The 18,301-nt window shown below is 63.9% G+C and carries 26 protein-coding genes; 13 read left to right on the forward strand and 13 right to left on the reverse strand.

The window, feature by feature from the left end; all coding sequences use genetic code 11:
• Positions 1-8: 8 nt before the first annotated feature.
• Positions 9-731, reverse strand: coding sequence for a pirin family protein (locus tag J1M87_RS01730; protein WP_206487054.1), 723 nt, complete (start codon positions 729-731; stop codon positions 9-11).
• Positions 728-1,180, reverse strand: a complete 453-nt coding sequence (locus J1M87_RS01735; RefSeq protein ID WP_206487058.1) for a MarR family winged helix-turn-helix transcriptional regulator — start codon at positions 1,178-1,180, stop codon at positions 728-730. The genes J1M87_RS01730 and J1M87_RS01735 overlap by 4 nt, the downstream gene beginning before the upstream one ends.
• A gap of 86 nt (positions 1,181-1,266) precedes the next feature.
• On the opposite strand from J1M87_RS01735, the gene J1M87_RS01740 reads away from it, so the two are divergent.
• Positions 1,267-1,758, forward strand: a complete 492-nt coding sequence (locus tag J1M87_RS01740; protein ID WP_206487065.1) for a VOC family protein — start codon at positions 1,267-1,269, stop codon at positions 1,756-1,758.
• A gap of 29 nt (positions 1,759-1,787) precedes the next feature.
• Complete coding sequence (locus J1M87_RS01745) at positions 1,788-2,570, forward strand: pirin-like bicupin family protein (RefSeq protein WP_206487073.1); 783 nt, start codon at positions 1,788-1,790, stop codon at positions 2,568-2,570.
• Between the two features lie 6 nt (positions 2,571-2,576).
• Here J1M87_RS01745 and J1M87_RS01750 read toward each other — a convergent pair whose 3' ends face one another.
• Positions 2,577-3,380, reverse strand: coding sequence for an SDR family oxidoreductase (locus tag J1M87_RS01750; protein WP_206487075.1), 804 nt, complete (start codon positions 3,378-3,380; stop codon positions 2,577-2,579).
• A gap of 34 nt (positions 3,381-3,414) precedes the next feature.
• Between J1M87_RS01750 and J1M87_RS01755 the strand changes: the two genes are divergently transcribed.
• Together J1M87_RS01755 and J1M87_RS01760 are read left to right on the forward strand one after the other, a co-directional pair.
• Positions 3,415-4,215 (forward strand): ABC transporter ATP-binding protein, encoded by an 801-nt coding sequence (locus J1M87_RS01755; RefSeq protein WP_241256233.1) that lies wholly within the window; start codon positions 3,415-3,417, stop codon positions 4,213-4,215.
• A gap of 26 nt (positions 4,216-4,241) precedes the next feature.
• Entirely contained in the window at positions 4,242-5,795 is a 1,554-nt protein-coding gene (locus J1M87_RS01760; RefSeq protein WP_241256234.1) for an ABC transporter permease, read from the forward strand.
• Here J1M87_RS01760 and J1M87_RS01765 read toward each other — a convergent pair.
• Together J1M87_RS01765 and J1M87_RS01770 are read right to left on the reverse strand one after the other, a co-directional pair.
• A complete protein-coding gene (locus tag J1M87_RS01765; protein WP_206487079.1) occupies positions 5,787-6,347 on the reverse strand; it encodes a sugar O-acetyltransferase in 561 nt (186 codons plus the stop codon). The genes J1M87_RS01760 and J1M87_RS01765 overlap by 9 nt on opposite strands.
• Positions 6,348-6,358: 11 nt before the next feature.
• The gene (locus J1M87_RS01770) at positions 6,359-6,865 is read right to left on the reverse strand and encodes a GNAT family N-acetyltransferase (protein ID WP_206487081.1); all 507 of its coding nucleotides are present in this window, start codon (positions 6,863-6,865) and stop codon (positions 6,359-6,361) included.
• Between the two features lie 68 nt (positions 6,866-6,933).
• Here J1M87_RS01770 and J1M87_RS01775 point away from each other — a divergent pair, with 68 nt between their 5' ends.
• The 3 genes from J1M87_RS01775 to J1M87_RS01785 are packed head-to-tail and all read left to right on the forward strand — an operon-like array spanning position 6,934 to position 9,140.
• A complete protein-coding gene (locus tag J1M87_RS01775; RefSeq protein ID WP_206487083.1) occupies positions 6,934-7,848 on the forward strand; it encodes a D-2-hydroxyacid dehydrogenase in 915 nt (304 codons plus the stop codon).
• Positions 7,849-7,901: 53 nt separating this feature from the next.
• Positions 7,902-8,351, forward strand: coding sequence for an SRPBCC family protein (locus J1M87_RS01780; protein WP_206487085.1), 450 nt, complete (start codon positions 7,902-7,904; stop codon positions 8,349-8,351).
• Positions 8,352-8,378: 27 nt separating this feature from the next.
• Complete coding sequence (locus J1M87_RS01785) at positions 8,379-9,140, forward strand: class I SAM-dependent methyltransferase (protein WP_206487087.1); 762 nt, start codon at positions 8,379-8,381, stop codon at positions 9,138-9,140.
• A gap of 32 nt (positions 9,141-9,172) precedes the next feature.
• Here the strand turns inward: J1M87_RS01785 and J1M87_RS01790 are convergent, their stop codons facing one another.
• Entirely contained in the window at positions 9,173-10,405 is a 1,233-nt protein-coding gene (locus J1M87_RS01790) for a molybdopterin-dependent oxidoreductase (RefSeq protein ID WP_206487434.1), read from the reverse strand.
• A 153-nt stretch (positions 10,406-10,558) separates the two neighbouring features.
• Between J1M87_RS01790 and J1M87_RS01795 the strand changes: the two genes are divergently transcribed.
• The 3 genes from J1M87_RS01795 to J1M87_RS01805 are packed head-to-tail and all read left to right on the forward strand — an operon-like array spanning position 10,559 to position 14,174.
• Positions 10,559-11,842: an HNH endonuclease gene (locus tag J1M87_RS01795; protein WP_206487089.1), complete on the forward strand. Its 1,284-nt coding sequence runs from the start codon at positions 10,559-10,561 to the stop codon at positions 11,840-11,842.
• Positions 11,843-11,901: 59 nt separating this feature from the next.
• Positions 11,902-13,200, forward strand: coding sequence for a lipase family protein (locus tag J1M87_RS01800; protein WP_206487091.1), 1,299 nt, complete (start codon positions 11,902-11,904; stop codon positions 13,198-13,200).
• 14 nt (positions 13,201-13,214) lie between these two features.
• Positions 13,215-14,174 (forward strand): endonuclease/exonuclease/phosphatase family protein, encoded by a 960-nt coding sequence (locus tag J1M87_RS01805; protein WP_307830707.1) that lies wholly within the window; start codon positions 13,215-13,217, stop codon positions 14,172-14,174.
• Between the two features lie 17 nt (positions 14,175-14,191).
• Here the strand turns inward: J1M87_RS01805 and J1M87_RS01810 are convergent, their stop codons facing one another.
• The 7 genes from J1M87_RS01810 to J1M87_RS01840 form a co-directional block, all read right to left on the reverse strand.
• Positions 14,192-14,770, reverse strand: a complete 579-nt coding sequence (locus J1M87_RS01810) for a hypothetical protein (RefSeq protein WP_206487093.1) — start codon at positions 14,768-14,770, stop codon at positions 14,192-14,194.
• Positions 14,767-15,324, reverse strand: a complete 558-nt coding sequence (locus J1M87_RS29220; protein WP_206487095.1) for a DUF6286 domain-containing protein — start codon at positions 15,322-15,324, stop codon at positions 14,767-14,769. The genes J1M87_RS01810 and J1M87_RS29220 overlap by 4 nt, the downstream gene beginning before the upstream one ends.
• Positions 15,321-15,704, reverse strand: a complete 384-nt coding sequence (locus J1M87_RS01820; protein WP_206487099.1) for an Asp23/Gls24 family envelope stress response protein — start codon at positions 15,702-15,704, stop codon at positions 15,321-15,323. The genes J1M87_RS29220 and J1M87_RS01820 overlap by 4 nt, the downstream gene beginning before the upstream one ends.
• The gene (locus J1M87_RS01825; protein WP_008711278.1) at positions 15,697-15,876 is read right to left on the reverse strand and encodes a hypothetical protein; all 180 of its coding nucleotides are present in this window, start codon (positions 15,874-15,876) and stop codon (positions 15,697-15,699) included. The genes J1M87_RS01820 and J1M87_RS01825 overlap by 8 nt, the downstream gene beginning before the upstream one ends.
• A gap of 66 nt (positions 15,877-15,942) precedes the next feature.
• Entirely contained in the window at positions 15,943-16,227 is a 285-nt protein-coding gene (locus J1M87_RS01830; protein ID WP_206487477.1) for a hypothetical protein, read from the reverse strand.
• Between the two features lie 4 nt (positions 16,228-16,231).
• Positions 16,232-16,522: an Asp23/Gls24 family envelope stress response protein gene (locus tag J1M87_RS01835; RefSeq protein ID WP_206487101.1), complete on the reverse strand. Its 291-nt coding sequence runs from the start codon at positions 16,520-16,522 to the stop codon at positions 16,232-16,234.
• Positions 16,519-17,007, reverse strand: a complete 489-nt coding sequence (locus J1M87_RS01840; RefSeq protein ID WP_206487103.1) for an Asp23/Gls24 family envelope stress response protein — start codon at positions 17,005-17,007, stop codon at positions 16,519-16,521. The genes J1M87_RS01835 and J1M87_RS01840 overlap by 4 nt, the downstream gene beginning before the upstream one ends.
• 120 nt (positions 17,008-17,127) lie before the next feature.
• Between J1M87_RS01840 and J1M87_RS01845 the strand changes: the two genes are divergently transcribed.
• The 3 genes from J1M87_RS01845 to J1M87_RS01855 all read left to right on the forward strand — a co-directional run bounded on the left by J1M87_RS01845 (position 17,128) and on the right by J1M87_RS01855 (position 18,301).
• A complete protein-coding gene (locus tag J1M87_RS01845; protein WP_206487105.1) occupies positions 17,128-17,685 on the forward strand; it encodes an RNA polymerase sigma factor in 558 nt (185 codons plus the stop codon).
• Positions 17,670-18,128 carry a hypothetical protein gene (locus tag J1M87_RS01850; protein ID WP_206487107.1) on the forward strand — a complete coding sequence of 153 codons (459 nt, stop codon included), beginning with the start codon at positions 17,670-17,672 and terminating at the stop codon, positions 18,126-18,128. Before J1M87_RS01845 ends, J1M87_RS01850 begins: the two co-directional genes overlap by 16 nt.
• Before the next feature lie 89 nt (positions 18,129-18,217).
• On the forward strand, positions 18,218-18,301 hold the full coding sequence (locus J1M87_RS01855; protein WP_082898670.1) for a potassium-transporting ATPase subunit F: 84 nt from the start codon (positions 18,218-18,220) through the stop codon (positions 18,299-18,301).

Genomic DNA, 18,301 nt, shown 5'->3' on the forward strand with positions numbered 1-18,301 from the left:
TAACTCCCTCAGGCGAAGGTGGCGTGCATTTCCCAGATCATGATCTCGCTGGCAGTCGATGCTGTCACACGGTGTCCGCCGGTGGAGGTCAGTCGCACCGCGTCACCCTGGGCGAGATCGCCGACATCCTCGAACGCAACGGAACCGTCGGCCACGAAGACATGACCGAAAGGCGCGTCGGGAACGGCTATGGATTGTCCCGGTGCAAGCCGTGCAACGTGCAGTGCTGCATACCGATTGCCGATGCGCACTCCACCTCCACCCGGCATACCTGATGCAACGCAGACGAGTTCACCGGACGCCAACTCGTCGCGCACGTCCAGTTCGGCGTACGAGGGCACCCGTCCGTCGGCATCGGGCGTAATCCACATCTGCACGACGCGTAGCGTGTCGCGGCTGGTACGGCTCGATGCATTTCGTTCGGTGTGGCGAATGCCCGTGCCCGCACTCATGCGCTGGATCAGTCCCGGTCGGATCAGCCCACTGTGGCCCTGGGAATCGGTGTGTTCGAGCGTGCCCTCGAGTACCCAGGTGAGGATCTCCATGTTCCGGTGCTCGTGCGAATCGAATCCTTCGCCGGGAGAGACGGTGTCCTCGTTGTGCACCATCAGCAGCCCGTGTGCGTTCGCTGCGAGATCGTAGTTGCCGGTGGCGGGAAACGATTGCTTGGAATCGAGCCATTCGTTCCACCAGTGATGCCGTCGATCGCCGGGAATGTGGGTGACAGTCACGACGCGTGGTTTCGCATTGCCGAGAACGTGCGGGTGAGGGCCGCGAGATCGTTCGGGTCCACTAGATCGAACATGTTCCGTCGCACCGCGTCCACATGCTGAGGACTGGCCTCGGCGAGGGTGCGTAGTCCGGAGTCGGTGAGTTCGGCGGACATGCCCCGTTTGTCGTCGTCGCATTTGACGCGCCGAACCCAACCGCACTCGACCAGCCGGCTGATGGCCCTCGTCACTCCGCTGCGAGTGGTGGTGACGGCGTCGGCGAGTTCGCTCATGCGGCGTCGGCGATCGGAAGATTCGGACAGCACCACGAGCAGCTCGAAGTCGGTGAACGAGATTCCGGAATCGCGCGTGAGTTGGTTGTCGAGATCGCGAAGCAGCAGCCGCGTGGCGTCGAGGTATGCGCGCCAGGCCAGCTGTTCTTCCTGGTTGAGCCACCGTGGATTTTCCATGCACCCATGGTAGTTGACAGCGCAACTACTAGGTGTACTGTGAGCTTGTAGTTGACGAAGCAACTACTTGACCGGAGGGTAAAGCGATGACCGAGGTAGATCAGCACACCGTCGCGCGTGACCGGATCCGCGCCGAGCACCTGAAGCCGGCCGAGGAGCGCCCGGCGTCATCGGCTCGCGGTCTCCATCACACCGCGTTGGTCAGCAGCGACGTAGAGGCGACGGTTCGCTTCTATCAGGATCTGCTCGAGTTCCCGCTCACCGAGCTCATCGAGAACCGTGACTACCCTGGGTCTTCGCACTTCTTCTTCGACATAGGCAACAGCAACCTGTTGGCATTCTTCGACTTTCCCGGACTCGACGTCGGGCCGTATGCAGAGGTGCTCGGCGGCCTCCACCATGTGGCGATCAGTGTCGAGCCCGACCGATGGGAACACCTGCGTACCAAGCTGATCGACGCCGGAGTCGAACTGATCGAGCACAGCGAGGTCTCGCTGTACTTCCGCGACCCCGACGGTGCGCGCCTCGAACTGATCGCCGATCCACTCGGTGAGATGTACGGCTCGCACGTCCTATGACCACATACTTCGCGATTCGAGGCAATGACATGGCTGCTGCAGCAACCACTCTCGACGTCCGACGGGCCGCAGACCGCTTCACGACGCGCATCGGCTGGCTGGACTCCAAGCACTCTTTCTCGTTCGGCAACCACTTCGATCGTGGCAACACCCATCACGGCGTCCTGATGGTCAACAACGACGACATCGTCACTCCTGGGCAGGGATTCGACACTCACCCGCACCGCGACATGGAGATCGTCACCTGGGTGCTGCAGGGTTCGCTGGTACACCAGGATTCGATGGGCCACTCCGGCGTCATCTATCCCGGTCTCGCGCAGCGCATGAGTGCAGGCACCGGCATCCTGCACTCGGAGAAGAACGACTCGTGGCGGCTCGGCGAGACCGCCGGCTCGTACTCGGGCAGGCACGGTGATCCCGTTCGGTTCGTCCAGATGTGGGTCGTCCCCGACGAGCAGGGCATCACCCCGGGCTACGAACAGCTCGAGATCGACGACGAGTTGCTCGGTGGTGGTCTGGTTCCCGTGGCATCAGGGATGGCTCACCACTGCGACCATGCGGCGATCCGTATCAAGAACAAGTACGCCGCCATGCATGCTGCACGTCTGCGTCCCGGACAAGCCCCAGTCGATCTTCCCGACGCCCCGTTCCTGCACGTGTTCGTCGCCGAGGGCGAAGCGATGCTCGAGGGTGTCGGCGTACTCGCCGAGGGTGACGCCGTGCGCATCTCCGGAGGCGGCGGGCAGAAGCTGAGCACCGTCGCCGGTGCCGAAGTGATCGTCTGGGAGATGCACGCCGCGATCGCCGGCTGAGGTCGACTACCTCTTCAGCCCGAACATCTTCGCGATTGTCTTCTCCATGAAGGTCGCAGGCAACAACCGGCGAGCGAGGAACACCACCGGTGCATTGCTTCCTCTGGCGTACAAGGGTTTCGGCTTGTCCGCCTCGATGGCCTTCAGTACCACCTCAGCGACTTCCTCGGCGGAGATGCCGCTTCCTTCCTTACGATCCAAGGAAGAGATCGTGGTGTGGAAGTCTTCTCGGTGTATCGAATCCGGCGCGATGTACTTGCTTCGGCGCTCGCTGATTCCGGTGTTGATCGACCCTGGCTCGACGGTGGTCATCCACACACCGAAGGGCGAGAGTTCCAGTCGGGCAGCGTCGGAGAAGCCTTTGATCGCTGCTTTCGTCGACGCGTACGACGATCGGTAGGCGAGGGGGAAGCTCGCCAGCATCGAGCCGACCATGACGATGCGGCCGTACCCACGCTCGCGCATACCTGGAATGACGCTCTGCGACAGCGTTACTGCGCCGAAGACGTTGAGTTGGAAGAGGCGTTCGATGGCTTCGGTCGGCAGCTCCTCGAACGGCCCTGACTGACTCTCGCCTGCGTTGTTGACCAGGACATCGACGTCGCCGAGTTCGGCCACGAAGCTGCTGATCGACGCGGTCTCGGTAAGGTCGAGTGCTCGATATTCGACCCCTGTCAGCCGCTGAGCGTCGGTCATCGAATCCGGATTGCGCGAGGTGCCGATGACTCGGTAGCCGCGGGCGACCAATACCGCCGCAACGGCGCGTCCAATTCCCGATGATGCTCCGGTAACCACTGCGGTGCGATTCATGCCCAGATGGTACCGGGGTGCCCGATCCGGACGGATGACGAAACGGCCCATACCGGATAGTCTGTTACCTGTGCATACGAATCCTGCTGCCCTGCTGCTCGAGCACCTGTGCATGGCCTTCGGCCCCAAGATCGCCGTCGACGACCTGTCCTTGACCGTCCCCCCAGGCTCGATGTTCGGGTTGGTCGGACCCAACGGCGCGGGCAAGACGACCTCGTTGTCCATGGCAGTGGGACTACTTCGGCCACAATATGGGCGAAGCATGGTGTTCGGGAGAGACGTCTGGGCCGATCCGATCGCGGCGAAGGAGTTACTCGGGGTGCTCCCCGACGGGCTGACGTTGCCCTCGCAATTCACCGGCCACGAGCTCCTCACCTACTTCGGGCGACTGCGCGCGATGCCGGAGGACGTCATCGCGCAGCGTCGAGACGAGCTGCTCGATGCGTTGGATCTGACCGACGCCGGAGGAACCGTCATCGCCGATTACTCCGCCGGAATGACCAAGAAGATCGGACTTGCTTCGGCACTGCTGCACGGGCCACGGCTACTGGTGTTGGACGAGCCTTTCGAGGCCGTCGATCCCATCTCGTCCACCACCATTCGCACCATCCTCGTTCAGTTCGTCCGGTCGGGCGGATCGGTGATTCTGTCGAGCCACGTCATGGCGCTCGTCGAGCAACTGTGCACCCACGTCGGCGTCATCACCGGCGGCCGCGTCGTGGCGGCCGGAACGGTCGACGAGGTGCGTGGCGGCGGAACCCTCGACGACGCCTTCGTTCGACTCGTCGGAACCCGGGCGCAGAACCCGGACGGTCTGTCGTGGATGCGCTCGTGACCTCCGTTGGCCGTACGGTTCTGCAGATGCGAATCACTCTCTACCGCAGGCAATTCAGTGGCGGACGTGCGGCAGTGAAGATCGTGTTCGGATTGCTGGGACTAATTCTCGCAGTGCTCGCCTGCGTGATGGCGGCGCAGGGCGACGCATCGCCGGTGCTGGTCGGCGGCACGGCAAGTCTCGGGCTGACCCTGCTGGGTCTGAGTTGGGTACTGTTTCCGGTGCTCTCGGGTATCTCGGACGACAATATTCAGCCCCGGCACTTTCAGTTGCTGTCGGTCGAACCCCGTGGGCTGGCCCGGGCTCTGCTGAGCACCTCGGCTTTCGGCATCGTGGTACCGCTGACCACGATCGCGGCCGCGTCCATCCCGATATACGCGCTCTCTCGTTCCATCGCCGCATTCCCCTTGGCATTGGTGGCGTGGCCCGCCACGGTGGTGCTGTTCGTGTCGTTGTCCAGAGTCATGACGCTGGCGATGTCGCAGCTGCTCAAGAGTCGGCGTAGCCGCGAGTTGGCGCTGCTGGCCTTCAGTGCGATCTTCGGCGGCCTGTACTTTCTGCAATTTCCTATCACCCAGAACTTCGGGAGAGTGCTGTCCGGTGAGGTGACATGGCCGCTCACGTTGGCGCATTCCATTCCGTTCAGCTGGGGCATCACGAGCGTAGACGCTGCGCTGGAGGGCAATTGGCTACTAGCTGTCGGCGCAGTGGCCGGATTGCTGCTGATCGACGGCGTGTTGGTGTGGGCGTGGCAGCGACTGGTGCTGCGGCTGTTCGAGGGACGGGTGTCCGCCTCATCGGGGGCATCACGCAAGCAGACGACAGCCAATGGCCGCGACGGAGCGACGGGGTGGCGGACAACGCGGGTCGGCGCTGTGGTGACCCGAGAGCTGTCCTTGTGGCGCGGTGACATGCGTCGTCGAAGTCAGCTGTTGTCGGCCCTGATCTTCGCCGTACTCGGCGGAATCGGGCCGTTGGTGTCGGATTCGATTCCGTTCGATGCGGCCTGGGGCGCATGGATCGTCATCCTCATGGCGATGGTTGCCGGATCGAACTTCTACGGTCTCGACGGTAGTTCGATGTGGCACCTGGTGATGATTCCGCAGGCCCTCTCGGACGACATCCGTGGTCGTCAGATCGCCTGGCTGCTCGTCGCGGCACCCTTCGCGATCGTGCCGGTCCTGGTGGTTCGAGTGTTCGGCGACCTCGGGCTCGACCGACTGCAGATCCCTATCGCAGTGACGATCTCGATGCTCGGAGTGAGCGCCGGGCTCACAGCGGTGAACTCCGTATGCGCGGCCTACCCGGTGCCCGAAGCTACCAAGGCATTCTCGATGAACACACGGGGATCGTTCACCGGCGGTGCATTCGCGTACTTTCTGATCGGGATCGTTCTTCTGGCAGTGTCGGTCCTGCCTGGTCTGCTACTCGCGCTGCTCCTTCCCGGTGCGTTCGCATACCTGTCGATTCTCGTGGCCATCGCAATCGGCTGGCTGGGAATGTGGTGGGGAGCCAGAAAGGCAGTCACCACGCTGGTCCGCGACTCCGACAAGATCTTGAACGCGGTGATTTCACGGTAGGGCGCGAATCGTCCGACACGGGTTGCCGGCGGCGAAGGTGTGCGGCGGCACGTCGCGAGTGATGACGCTCCCGGCACCGATCACCGAGTTCTCGCCGATGGTGACTCCCGGGCAGACGATCACACCCCCGCCCAACCAGACGTTGTTGCCGATGGTGATGGGCTGAGCGCTCTCCCAGCGTGTTCGGCGTGCCTGATGGTCCTCCATCGGATGCAGAGCTGTCAGCAGTTGCGCCCGTGGTCCTATCGATACGTCGTCGCCGATGGTGATGGGTGCGCAGTCCAGGAGAATCGCGTCGTAGTTGAGAAAGCTGTTGGATCCGATGGAGATGTATGTGCCGTAGTCACATTGGAATCGGGGCATGATCCACGAATCCGCTCCGATGGAGCCGAGCAACTCGCCGAGCAGTTCGCGTCGTTCCTCGGCCCGGTCGGCCTCGATCGCGTTGAATCTGTCGAGTAGCTTTCCGCACGAGATTCGAGACGCCACCAGGTCGGGGTCACTGTCTCGGTAGAGTTCGCCGCGCAGCATTCGGTCTCGATTCTCGCCCATGGGCGAACACGCTACAAGCCGGTCGACCTCTCGAACAGTGCGACGCTGAACCACGTACTACCGTCGGCGAATTCGTGGCGTCCGACGTAGCGAAACCCCTGCCGCAGGTAGTAGCTACACAGGGCGGAGTTGGATTCTGCGCAATCGAGTCGTAGCAGCGCTCGCCCTTCCCCACGGGTCTGCTCCGCTGCCCACGCGAGCATCGAGGCTCCGACTCCGGTGCCTGCAGCGGCCCGGTCGATCACCAGTCCGTGCACGTAACCGGCTGGTTCGCTCCGTTCGGGCCAGATGGTCGGATCGGACCAGATCAGCCGCAGCGCAGCGATAATGGGGCCATCGGGTTCGCGTCGAGCGATGTAGAACTCGCCTGCTTCGACTTGGGCGGTGATGGTGGACAAGGGAACCTCGCGCGGAGTCCACTGGTCTATTTCCCGCGCTGCCAGCCAGTCCTCGGCGGCGTGACGGAGCCCGAGTATCGTTGCTGCGTCGGCGGCGGATGCGAGTTCAACGGTGAGCACGAGTCCATATTACGGAGGTGGTGATCGTAGTGGTGAACGTGCTTGTGGTCGAGAGTGATTCGGATCGTATGTCCTTTCCCGCTGTGCAAGGGGTGCACTTTCGGAGTTGCGTCATCGCCGAACTCGCCGACGCGGTCTCGTGGGCGGAGGTGCTGTTGTTTCGAACGTTCGAGACCGTGGACCTGCGGTCCGTGTGGCCGAATGCCACGAACCTCCGATGGATCCACGCCTCGAGCGCGGGAGTGGACCGAATCCTTGATCCGGCTCTGCGCGAGAGTGACTGGCTACTCACCAACTCCGGCGGCATCCTCGACCGTGCGATAGCCGAATACGTCGCCGCCGGAATTCTGGCGTCGATCAAGAAGCTGCCCCAGGCGATCCGTCGACAGCGCGAGCGAGTCTGGGAACATCGAGGCACCAGCGGAGTACACGGTCGACGCGCTCTCGTCGTCGGACCGGGCTCTATCGGACGTGCGATCGGTGGGGTGCTCGGCGCACTCGGTATGAGCGTCGATGCGTCGGCAACGTCCGAGCGTCCGGGCGATGCCGAGTTCGCGCGTATCCGCGACGTGGGTCGATTGCCCTCGTACGCAGGGGAATACGACGTGATCGTTCTCGCCGCCCCGTTGACCGAACGAACTCGCGGTCTCGTCGACGCCGAGGTGCTCGAGGCTATGCATTCGGACGCGGGCCTGGTCAACATTTCCCGCGGACCCGTCGTCGACGAAGCTGCGCTGTGCGCTGCCTTGGCCGCTGGTGCGATCGGGTGGGCGGTGCTCGACGTGTTCGAGGTGGAGCCGCTGCCGGAATCGAGCCCGCTGTGGGGCATGGACAACGTGATAGTGACCGCGCATCTGGCCGGTGACGCCGACGATTTCGCCGAACGCTTGTGGCAGTTGTTCGAGGACAATCTGCAGCGGTACTTGCAAGGATTGGCGCTGGTCAATGTGGTCGACAAGCAGCTGGGTTACGTTCGCCGGTGAGCCGATGAGAGAAAGTGTGTGTAACACGACGTAGCGTGTACTAGGGTGTGGTGGTGCGTGAAATCAATCGTTCGGCGATCGCGTCCACCAGCCGCGAGGCCGCTTTCGCCTATCTCGACGACTACCGGAACGTGCCCAAATGGATGTTCGGCATCACCCGGTTCGAGCCGAGGACGGAGGCCACATCCGGTCTCGGTGCCACGTACGACGCGACCATGCAGATCGGCCCGAAGGCACTCACATCGGTTGTGCACGTAACCGAGTGGGTTCCCGACGAGAGACTGACGCTGGAGTCGGTGGAGGGCCTGTCGAACTCGTCCACGTGGTCTCTTGCCGACACCCCCGATGGGCAGACCCGCCTCGACGTCGTATTCCGCTACAGCCTGCCCGGTGGCATGGCAGGCAAACTGCTCGGAGCCGTCGTGGAACCCGTCGTCGGACAAGCGATTCGTCATACCGAGTCGGCCCTCCGGTCCCAGCTGGAAGCGGCTCAGGGGCGGTAGCGTGGCCAGGTCGGTAGTCTGGCCGACGTGGCCGACGACGCGAAACCACCCCGAGCATTGAGTTTCGGGCGGGTCGCCGAGAACTACGACCGAGCCCGACCGGGTTACCCGGCCGAGTTGTACGCCGATATCGCGACCGGCCGCAGACTGCGAGTGCTCGAGGCCGGAGCAGGCACCGGCAAAGCCACGGTGGCATTGGCAGAACGCGGCGCGTCGGTTATTGCGGTGGAACCGGATCCAGGGATGGCTCGGATCGTTCGGCGTCGAACCGAGGAATTCGACGTCGAGGTGCAGGTGTCTCGGTTCGAGGACTGCGTCGTCCCGCCGTCGTCCTTCGACGTCGTCGTCGCCGCACAAGCGTGGCACTGGGTGGACCATGAGCTGGGGGTCGCGGTGGCGTCGCGCGCGTTGGTCCCCGGCGGTGTTCTTCGGCTGTGGTGGAACATGCCGGGCGACCTCGACGGTGCGGCATGGGAGGCAGTGCGAGCCGCTTACTCGGCAACGGAACCGGGAGCGGCACCCCTGCTGGCGCAATCGCTGGGCGCGCAACCGGACACAGTCATGCCTGCGGCCGACGGCTTCGGCCCATGGGCGACAACGACCTACGACTGGGTGCAGCGCTACACAGCCGATGAATTCTGCGCAATGGCCGCAACGTATTCGAGCCACCTCATCCTCGGCGACGTGCGCCGCGCAGAGGTCCTCGCCGCCGTGCATGCGGCGATCACCGACCATGGGTACCTCGAATACCGCTACGTCACACAGATGATGACAGCGCAGCTCGAGTAGAGACTGTGCTCGATCTGATCTGCGCGGGCGGCTCAGGAACGGAACACGATGCGCTCGACCCACTTCGTGTTGTGGACGCCTGGCAGTGCAGGCACGATCACCCGCGCCGGATACCCGTGATCGGGTGAGAGCTCTGCGCCGTTGACGCTCAACGCCAACAACGAGTCCGGATGCGCCGCTTGATTGCCCTGCAGGACCGCGCGGCCGAAGGCACCGTTCCGTTCGAGCGAGATCACCTCGGCCGAGCGTGGTGTAGGCACACCGGCAAGGGCAGCCAGTTCGGCCAGCGGAACGCCCGTCCAGGTCTGCGTCGTCGACCATCCTTCGACGCAGGCGATCGGAAGATCGGCAGTGCGTTGCGTCATCGACAGCAGCCGGCCGCGCGACAACACCACCGCGGTGGCATCGTCGGCTGCGCTGCTGATCGTCAGCTGCCAGTCTGCACCGGTCTGCGCCTCGGTGATCCCTGCCGCTTCGGCAGTTCGGTTGACCTGAAAGTCGTTGGGGCCGTTGCCGTAGGAGCGTCCACGAGGAAGAAGAATGGCGGCCTTGCGCAGGACTCCACCGATGGTCTGGCCGGCGGTCAAGACGGCAACGAAACCCATTCCTGCAGCGACCAGTCCGATCGCACCGCGTCGAGTCATGGTCGCCGACGGCGTCTGTTCCGCAGCTTCGTTGCGGGCGTGCAGTACATCCATCAACGACTCCGATCGCAAGGTTCGCCACATCAGCGGAACCTTGAGACCGAGGTGCACCAGAAATCCCGCGATGAACACCCAGGCACCGAAATAGTGTGCTGCGTAGAAATCGAAACCGAAGACGTAGTCGTACTGGATGTTGAGAACACCGGTGACGATCTCGAAGAGAAGACCGCCCACGAGAGCGAGGAGTGAAAGACGTTCGAGGGCATGCGCAGGAGATCGCACGGGCGGTAGTTCGACGAGCTTGGGCATCACCGACCACAGTTTGGCGATGACGAGCGGCACGATGATCAAGCCCAACCCGACGTGCAGGCCCTGAGTGAGCTGATACAGCCACGCAGGATTCGTCGGCCAATCGAAGAACGGCAACCGCAGCCACCCGACGGACCCCGGCCTGGCCTGACCGAACTGTGGTCCGTACGCGATGTACGAGAGCAGGCCGGTCACGATGATGATCGGAAGCGCGACGAGAAGGACTGCGCCGAACAGCGACGTCAACCACGTGCTGCGCACCGGACTGCGAAAGCGCGCGAGGGGGTTGGGTGCATCGGCCATGTAGAACATTCGCAGCCCACTCGGTGCCGGATGTGTCATGGCCACTCCCCCAGCCAGCGAGAATGTACGTCCCAGCGGGGACGCGTGGCCGGTCCCAAACGATCTTGTCGGTGCCGTGGCCTACGTTTGTCGAACAGACATTCGACGAGCCGGAGGGCGTTCATGATCGATATGGCAGAGCTGGGATCCGAGGCGGGGCGGATCGAGACAGGAGAGATCGAGTCCGAGATCTGCGCGCTGGCCGGTCAGATCGCGGCGGCGTCGGCGCAGTATCTGATTCTGGTGGGTGAGTTCGACGTGCGACGCGGTTGGGCGGGCTGGGAGGTGCGTTCCTGTGCGCACTGGTTGTCCTGGCGAGCGGGAGTCGATCTGCACACCGCTCGTGAGCAGGTGCGAGTGGCCAAGGCGATGCGAGAACTACCGTTGATCACTTCGGCGTATCTGAGCGGAACGGTCTCGTATTCCAAGGTGCGGGCGATGACTCGGGTGGCCACGGCCGCGAACGAGGCGTCACTGCTGCAGAAAGCGCTCGATGCGCCCGCGGCGCACGTCGAGCGCCTGTGCCGTGGACTGAAGAAGGCTATGCGTCCGAGTCGGCGAAATGGTGTGGACGTCGATCCATGCGTCGGGCGTTGGCGCTGGGACGAACAAGACGGTTCCCTCGTCATCAGTGCCCGGCTGCGTCCGGAGGACGGTAAGCGATTGCTGGCCGCGCTGACCAGGGCGGAGTACGAGCGCACCCGAACCGATGGTGACGCGGTTGCCGATAGGGCCGCGCCTGCTCCCGCCGATCCCGTGCCGGCGATGATTGCGATGGCGGAGATGGTGTGCGACGCCGTGAAATCTCCGGTGGTCTCACCCGCGGCTGAGGTGCTGGTGCATGTCGGAGACAGCGAAGAAGCTGGCCATGATCACGCCCATTTCGACGACGGACCCGGGCTCGACGACGAGACGCTGGCTCAGGTGCTGTGTTCGGCAGTGATGCGAACCGTCGGGCACGGTCGTCTGGGCAAGACTGTGCGATGGAGTACCACATCCAGTAGTCCGTGCCGAACTCAGATGCGGCAGTTGATCATTCGAGATCGCTGCTGCACGGTGCCCGGATGCGGGCGCACTCGATTCTTGCATGCGCATCACGTCACATATCGCTCTCGTGGCGGTGAGACCTCGCTCGACAACCTGGTACTGCTCTGTGGCGAACATCATCGGGCACTGCACGACGGCTACTTTGTGATCGAAGCCCTTGGGGATCAACGATTCTCGTTCTTTCATCCGTCGGGTGCCAAGATTCTGCATGCGCCTGCGACAGCCGGAGATGCCGAAGATCTTCGACGACGGCACAGCGAGGTCGAGCGCGACGCCATCGTCCCCGACTGGGGTGGGGAAGGCCTCGACCTGAGCTACGCGACCGATGTCCTGATCACCAACTGGCAGCAGGCTGCATGACATGCCGTCATCGAGGGCAAGTTAGTGTGACGAGGAGACTCGGACAAGAAGCGGTGAATATGAGCGTCGACAGATCAACGGGGGACCAACAGCCCTGGCCTGTAGAGCAGGCACCTGGGCGGGTCGACGCGATCAGACCCGAAGACGATCCTTTCTACGCTGCACCATCGGGTTACGAAGCGGTTCCGCCGGGAACGATTCTCAGGGTCCGGCCGGTTGAAATCGCAATGTTCGGTCGCCTCCGACAGCAAGTCGATGCCTGGCAACTGCTCTATCGCACCACCGATCTCGGCGGGTTCGCACAGGCCGGCGTCACCACTGTGTTGCGGCCACACAATGCGGAACCGGTACTGCTGTCCTACCAATGTGCGATCGACGGTGTCGCGTCCTCATGTTTCCCGTCGTACGCGCTTCGCCGCGGCGCGCGGGCGTTCGGTGCCGTTCCGCAATTCGAGTTCTTGCTGGTTCTGCATGCCCTGCGGCGCGGATGGACCATCTCGATTCCCGATCACGAGGGCCCCGACGGGCACTGGGGTTCTCCGCAGGAACCCGGATTCTGCACGCTCGACGGCATCCGTGCGGCGCTGTCGTTCGAGCCGTTGGCGCTGCATGCACACACGCCGGTCGCACTCTGGGGGTACTCGGGTGGCGGTCTCGCGACGTCCTGGGCAGCGGAGATGGCTCAGGATTACGCACCGGAGCTCGAACTGGTCGGTGCTGCGCTCGGTTCGCCCGTTGGAGATCCGGGCTCGGCGTTCACTCGGCTCAATGCGACGCTGCACGCGGCATTGCCCACCTTGGTGGTGGCCGGTCTGCGGCGTACATATCCGGAGCTCGATCGCATCGTTCGCCAGTACGTCAACGAGGACGGAATGCGCATCCTCGATTCCGTCGAGTCGATGACGACCGTCCGTGCGGTCGCCCGGCTGGCGCGCCATGATCTGGACGACTACATCGACGTTCCGTTGGCCGATCTACTGGCATTGCCCGAGATCGTGGAGATCTTTCGCGACATTCAGCCGGGACGCACGGCACCGTCGATGCCGCTGCTGGTGATCCAGTCGGTGCACGATCAGATCATCGCCATCGACGACGTGGACGGCCAGGTAGATCGGTATGTCGAGGCAGGCGCTCACGTGACCTATCTGCGGGATCGACTGAGCGAACACTTGTCTTTGCACCCGCTCAGCGCACCCACGACGTTGGACTGGTTGGCAGACCGCTTCGACGGCATTCCGGTACCCGAACCCTCGATTCGGACGGTGTGGTCCACCGCCTTCTCGCTCGCTGCTGTACGCGGTGTGGCGTCCTTGACCTGGACGACCATCCGGGCGCTCACCATCGGCGTGCGGGTGTAGCTATCCTCGGGCGGGTGCAGCGAACCTGGATACGGATCTTGACCAGCGCCATCGCCACGATGGGGATTGTCACCGGGTTGGTGGGTCTGGGTGCCTTCTACACCGACACCCGGGTCAACGTGCTGATCGGGTTGGCGTCGTTCGTCCCACTGATGTTCCTCGCGGTCGCAGTCGGCGCTCTCGTGGCGCTGATCGGGCGACGGTGGATTCTGGCCGGCGTCTCGGCCGTCGTATTGGCGGTCGGCGCGTTCTCCTACGCACCGCTCTACGTCGCGGACGCCGCTCCGAACTCCGACGGTGTTCGGCTACGGGTGATGCAGGCAAATCTGATGGTCGGACAAGCCGATCCGACGGCGGTGGCCGGTCAGGCACGCGAGAATTCCGTCGACGTCGTCACCGTGCAGGAACTCACCGACGAGGCGGTGATCGGTCTGCGGAACGCCGGCATGGAACAGCTCTTCCCGTACCGCTATCTTCGGCCGTACGCGGGTGGCGGTGGCGGTGCCGGTATCTACAGCCGGTTACCGATATCCGACAGCCGCGAACTCGACGGGTATGGTCCGGTGAATTTGGCAACCAAGGTCGAGGTGCCCGATTTCGAGCCGATCTCGCTGCTGGCTGTCCATCCGGTTGCGGCGTACATCACGCCGGCAGATACCTGGACCGCTGAATTGGACACGCTACGTGACGATCTCGCCGCCGTAGCCGGAACGGGCCCTGTGATAGTCAGTGGCGACTTCAACACGACCTATTCACACAAGAAGTTCCGCAACCTGCTCGATGCCGGATACTCCGATGCCGCAGCACAATTGGGGAAAGGTCTGATACCGACGTATCCCACGGACAAGGGCACACCCGCAGTGGTCGGAATCGACCATATCCTCACCAACAGTGGTCACGCGCGATCGTTGGAGAGGATCGATCTCCCCGGATCGGATCATCACGGCCTGATCGGGGAGATCGAGTTCTCCTGAGCATCGGGGACGACCGGTCAGTTCACCCGAGCCGAGTCCTTCCGAGACTTACCGCATTGCAGCAAGATTCGGACTGCGGTCGGCGATCCCTCCAGCGAGGTCACGACGTCGCTGCGCGTGTGCGCTGCCGCGTCGGCAACCTTGTCGAGGGACGTCACGGAGGGGTCGACAGTCGCGGTGATCTCGACAACGCGCTGTCCGCGGTCGGACACCGAGCGCCCGGATGCGGACACGACACCGTCGTGGGCGGCGAGAGACTTCGCGGCACTTCGAGCCGCGGTGCTCAGATCGACACTGAGCCTGCCGTCGACGTCGGCATCCGGGGTGGACGCGAAGGCGACGGTGCCGATCGAACGGCGGGGTAGGTGCGCGAGAAGCCACCAGAGTCCGAGCAGGACGAGCAGGATCGCGGCTGCGGCCAGAGCCCATGGCCACCAACCGGCGTCGACGGCGGTGTCGACGAAGGCGGCATCGATGCGTTCGCGGCCCGGGAATTTGCCGCGCTCCCACGCGATGGCTCCGCCACCGAGGGCGATCAGGGCGAGCCCGACAACGGCTGTGCTGGTGCGATCGACGGAAGCGGTAGCGCGTTTCATGAGGCCTGTCCTGTCGTGCGCACTCGGGTGCGGACTTTCGGGGCCGACGCGAGTGGGCGGAGGGCGTCGTCCACGGAGCCGACGAGTGAGGATTTCAGGGCGGTGGTATCGGTACCGTAGACGGCCGACACGGACACCGTGACTTTCTTGTTGCCGGCTTTTGCCGACGCGGAATCGACGCCGACATTGTCGAGGGCCGCGGCGCGCGCGACGGCGACGACATCATCCTTGCGCAGCCACACATCCTGTTCGGTGAGGGCGCGATGGGTACGGCGGCGTGGGCGAACCGCGACGAACACCAGGATGAACCCGACGACGACTGCCGCGATGCCCGCAGGCAGCATCCACTGCTGCGCGGTGAGTCCATCCAGATGCCGAGCTGCAGGTCCGACCCAATCCGGTCCGTCGATCGCACCGAGATCGAGCAGTGCCTCCCGGCCGAGGACTACGCCAGCCCCGATCAGAACGAGTGCGAACAGCACGGCCGGCACGGCCGCCGTCGGGTTTGCTACCGGCTTCTTGCTGGGCTTTTCGGTCACTGCGGGTGCGGTCACTGCACTCTCCCTTCTTCTTCGGCGGCTTCGGCAGAGACGCATTCGACGGTGACATCGACGCGGTCGACTGTGTACAGGCCCAGTTCGGACAGGTCTCGGGCCACCGCGGCGCGGACCTCGGCGGCGACCTTCGCCAGCGGGGACGGCCAGGTGACAGCCACAACGACCTGCGCGCGGACGCGTGAGCCGTTGACCGTCACATCTGCCTTGGGCAGATCACGCCCGCCGAGGACCCGCAGGCCCGGATGGCGGTCGGTGACCGAGTCGGTGCTGCGCGCCGCGAGTACGGCCAGATGCTCGACGGCCTTGTGCTTGATCTCCAGCGAGCCACGTCGGCCCGGGTCGTTCAGTGCGTCGGCCTCGGCTGCTGCGTCAGTCACGACCGCGACCACGCATGATCGAGTTCAGGTCCAGCTCGCCGTCGAGGTAACGCCCGACGAAGAACCCGAGTCCGCCGAGAACGATGGCGATGAGGAAGCCGGTGAAACCGCCGGCGGCCGCCGCGATGGCGAGCAGGAGTCCCACGAACAATCCGATGGTTGCAGTGGTCATGGTCTTGATCTCCAGTCAGAGTCAGATTCAGAGGTGTCAGATTCAGAGGCGTCAGATTCAGAGGCGTCAGATGTCGAAGTAGTTGCGCTGCGTGACGCGTCTGCGCATGCGTGCGATTTTTCTGGGCAGCGCGCGCAGGGTGGCCGGCACAGACGAGGCTCGGAAGGCGGTCGGCGCACTGGCCGCATTGTTCGGAGCAGAAGGCAGAACGGAGAACCGTCGTTCGACCGCGGCGAGCTCGGCCATGTACCGGGCCGGATCGCCGCCGATGTCGGGATGATGTTCTCGCGCCACCGCGCGCCGAGCCGCCTTGTAGGCGGCGGCTCGGTCGTGCGCTGAGTGATGGTCCACCTGGTCAGACTCGCACAATGTCCTCGACGGTGACGTGCACAGGTCCGTCGATCATGGCGGCAACGGTGTTACGCACGGCGTCGGCTGTCTCCCGGACGGAGACCCCGAACTGCAGTGTGACGTGTACCTCGGTTCCACCGTCACCGACGCGGATGCCGGCGACTCGGCGCCCGGGCAGATACGTAGCGGCTTCACCGAACATGCCGCCGTGCAGCCCGACGACACCGTCGATCGCCAGAACGGCGTCCGCGATGTCCTCGGACTGGTCACGGTCCGTCGTGTTCGGGTCGGTCACTGCACTCGGGTGGAGGGGGCCTCGGTGGTCTCCTCGTCGTCCGAACCGTCATCGAGGTAGATGTCGTGGACGACGATGTTGACCTCGGTGACCTCGAGGCCCGTCATACGTTCGACGGCATTGATGACGTTGCGTCGGATGCCTGCGGCGAGGTCTCCGATCGAGACGCCGTAGTCGGCGACGATGTCGATGTCGACCGCTGCCTGACGCTCGCCGACCTCGACCGAGACGCCCTGCGACTGGTTGACGCGGGCACCGGGGATGCGCTCGCGCAGTGCACCGATCGCGCGGCTGGCTCCGCCGCCGACGGCATGAACGCCCTGGACCTCACGGGTGGCGATGCCGGCGATCTTGGAGACGACGGTATCGGCGATGGTGGTGCGGCCCTGCGAGCTGAGCAGTACGGAATCCGACTTGCTTGCGATGTCGGTCTTTCCTTCGCCCGAGGTGGTTACGGTCGACTTGTTGTCCGTCGTGGTGCTCATGGATACCTCTCCTCGTTGAGTTGTGGTGCAGAGTGTGTGTCAGGAGTTGGTCGTAGCTCGATCGGTGAAACGTACGCCCGAACAAAGTGATCTATGTCATACAATATGTCTGGGGGCTCGATGCAGTGGGTTGACGCGTCGGACCGCGTTCTCGTTGGCGCTGCTGCGCTCGGCGAGACCGATGCGTTCGAGGAGATCGTCCGGCGGTACGGTCCGGAGATGTTTCGGTACGCGCGGAACATGTTGTCCGATCAGGGTGCCGCAGAGGAAGTGGTGCAGGACGCGTTCGTGGCAGCCTGGAAGGGGCTCGACCACTTCCGCGGCGATTCGGCGCTGCGGACCTGGTTGTTCTCGATGGTCTCGCACAAGGTGATCGACCATCGACGTCGGCGTAGCGTTCCACCTGCAGAAGATTGGGTCTTCGAGCGCAAGAGCACCGGCGCGGGTAGCGACCCGGAGGCCGATGTCGAGGCCGACAGTTTCATGACCGAGCTGGGGGCTGCACTCGCCGAGCTGCCTTACCGGCAGCGGGCCTGCTGGCTGCTCCGTGAGGTCGAGGGTATGACGCACCCCGAGATCGGCCAGATCATGACCTTGTCGGCAGGAGCGGTACGTGGTCAGTTGACAAGAGCACGAGCAACATTGAGCGAAAGGTTGGCAACATGGCGAACCCAGTAGAGCCGAATTCGGTTCTCGCGCGTGCTGCCACCGAACTTCGGGGCGCACCGCAGGAAACGAACTGGGTGGACATCAGCTCGTCCATCCTGTCCAAGGTGCGGAACACCACCAGGCGTACCTGGCCCTTGGACAGTGCATTTCCCAGTGGCTCCGGAACCGGCCGTGCGGACACGCTGCGCATCAGCGACCACATCGTCAAGACGACGGTGCGGCGTGCGCTGGCGGGGGTCCGCGGCGCGCAGCCCACCGCGATCGACCTCGACCTCGACGACCACGCCTGCATCGGAATGTCGATCGCGGTGATCGGCGTCTACGGCGACGATCTGCAAGCTGCGGGAGACGAACTGGCGACCATTGCGATCGGTGTCCTGTCTGACCTGCTGGCAGTCACCCTCGATCGGGAGGCCGTCGACGTACGCGTCGACGACATCGAGGAGCGTTAGCGTAAAAAATCCGTCATAACCGCTGGTCACTGGCGTAAGAAAGCGTAAGGAACGCGGTTCGGCTCGGTAGCCGGTCGCAGGATCGAGCAATGACCGAATTGCTCTGTCTCGTGGTGGCCGCATGCGTCGCGGTGTACCTGTTCGTCGCTCTCCTCGATCCGGAGAGGTTCTGA

The sequence above is a fragment of the Rhodococcus sp. KRD162 genome (assembly GCF_017168335.1).
GTDB lineage: Bacteria > Actinomycetota > Actinomycetes > Mycobacteriales > Mycobacteriaceae > Rhodococcoides.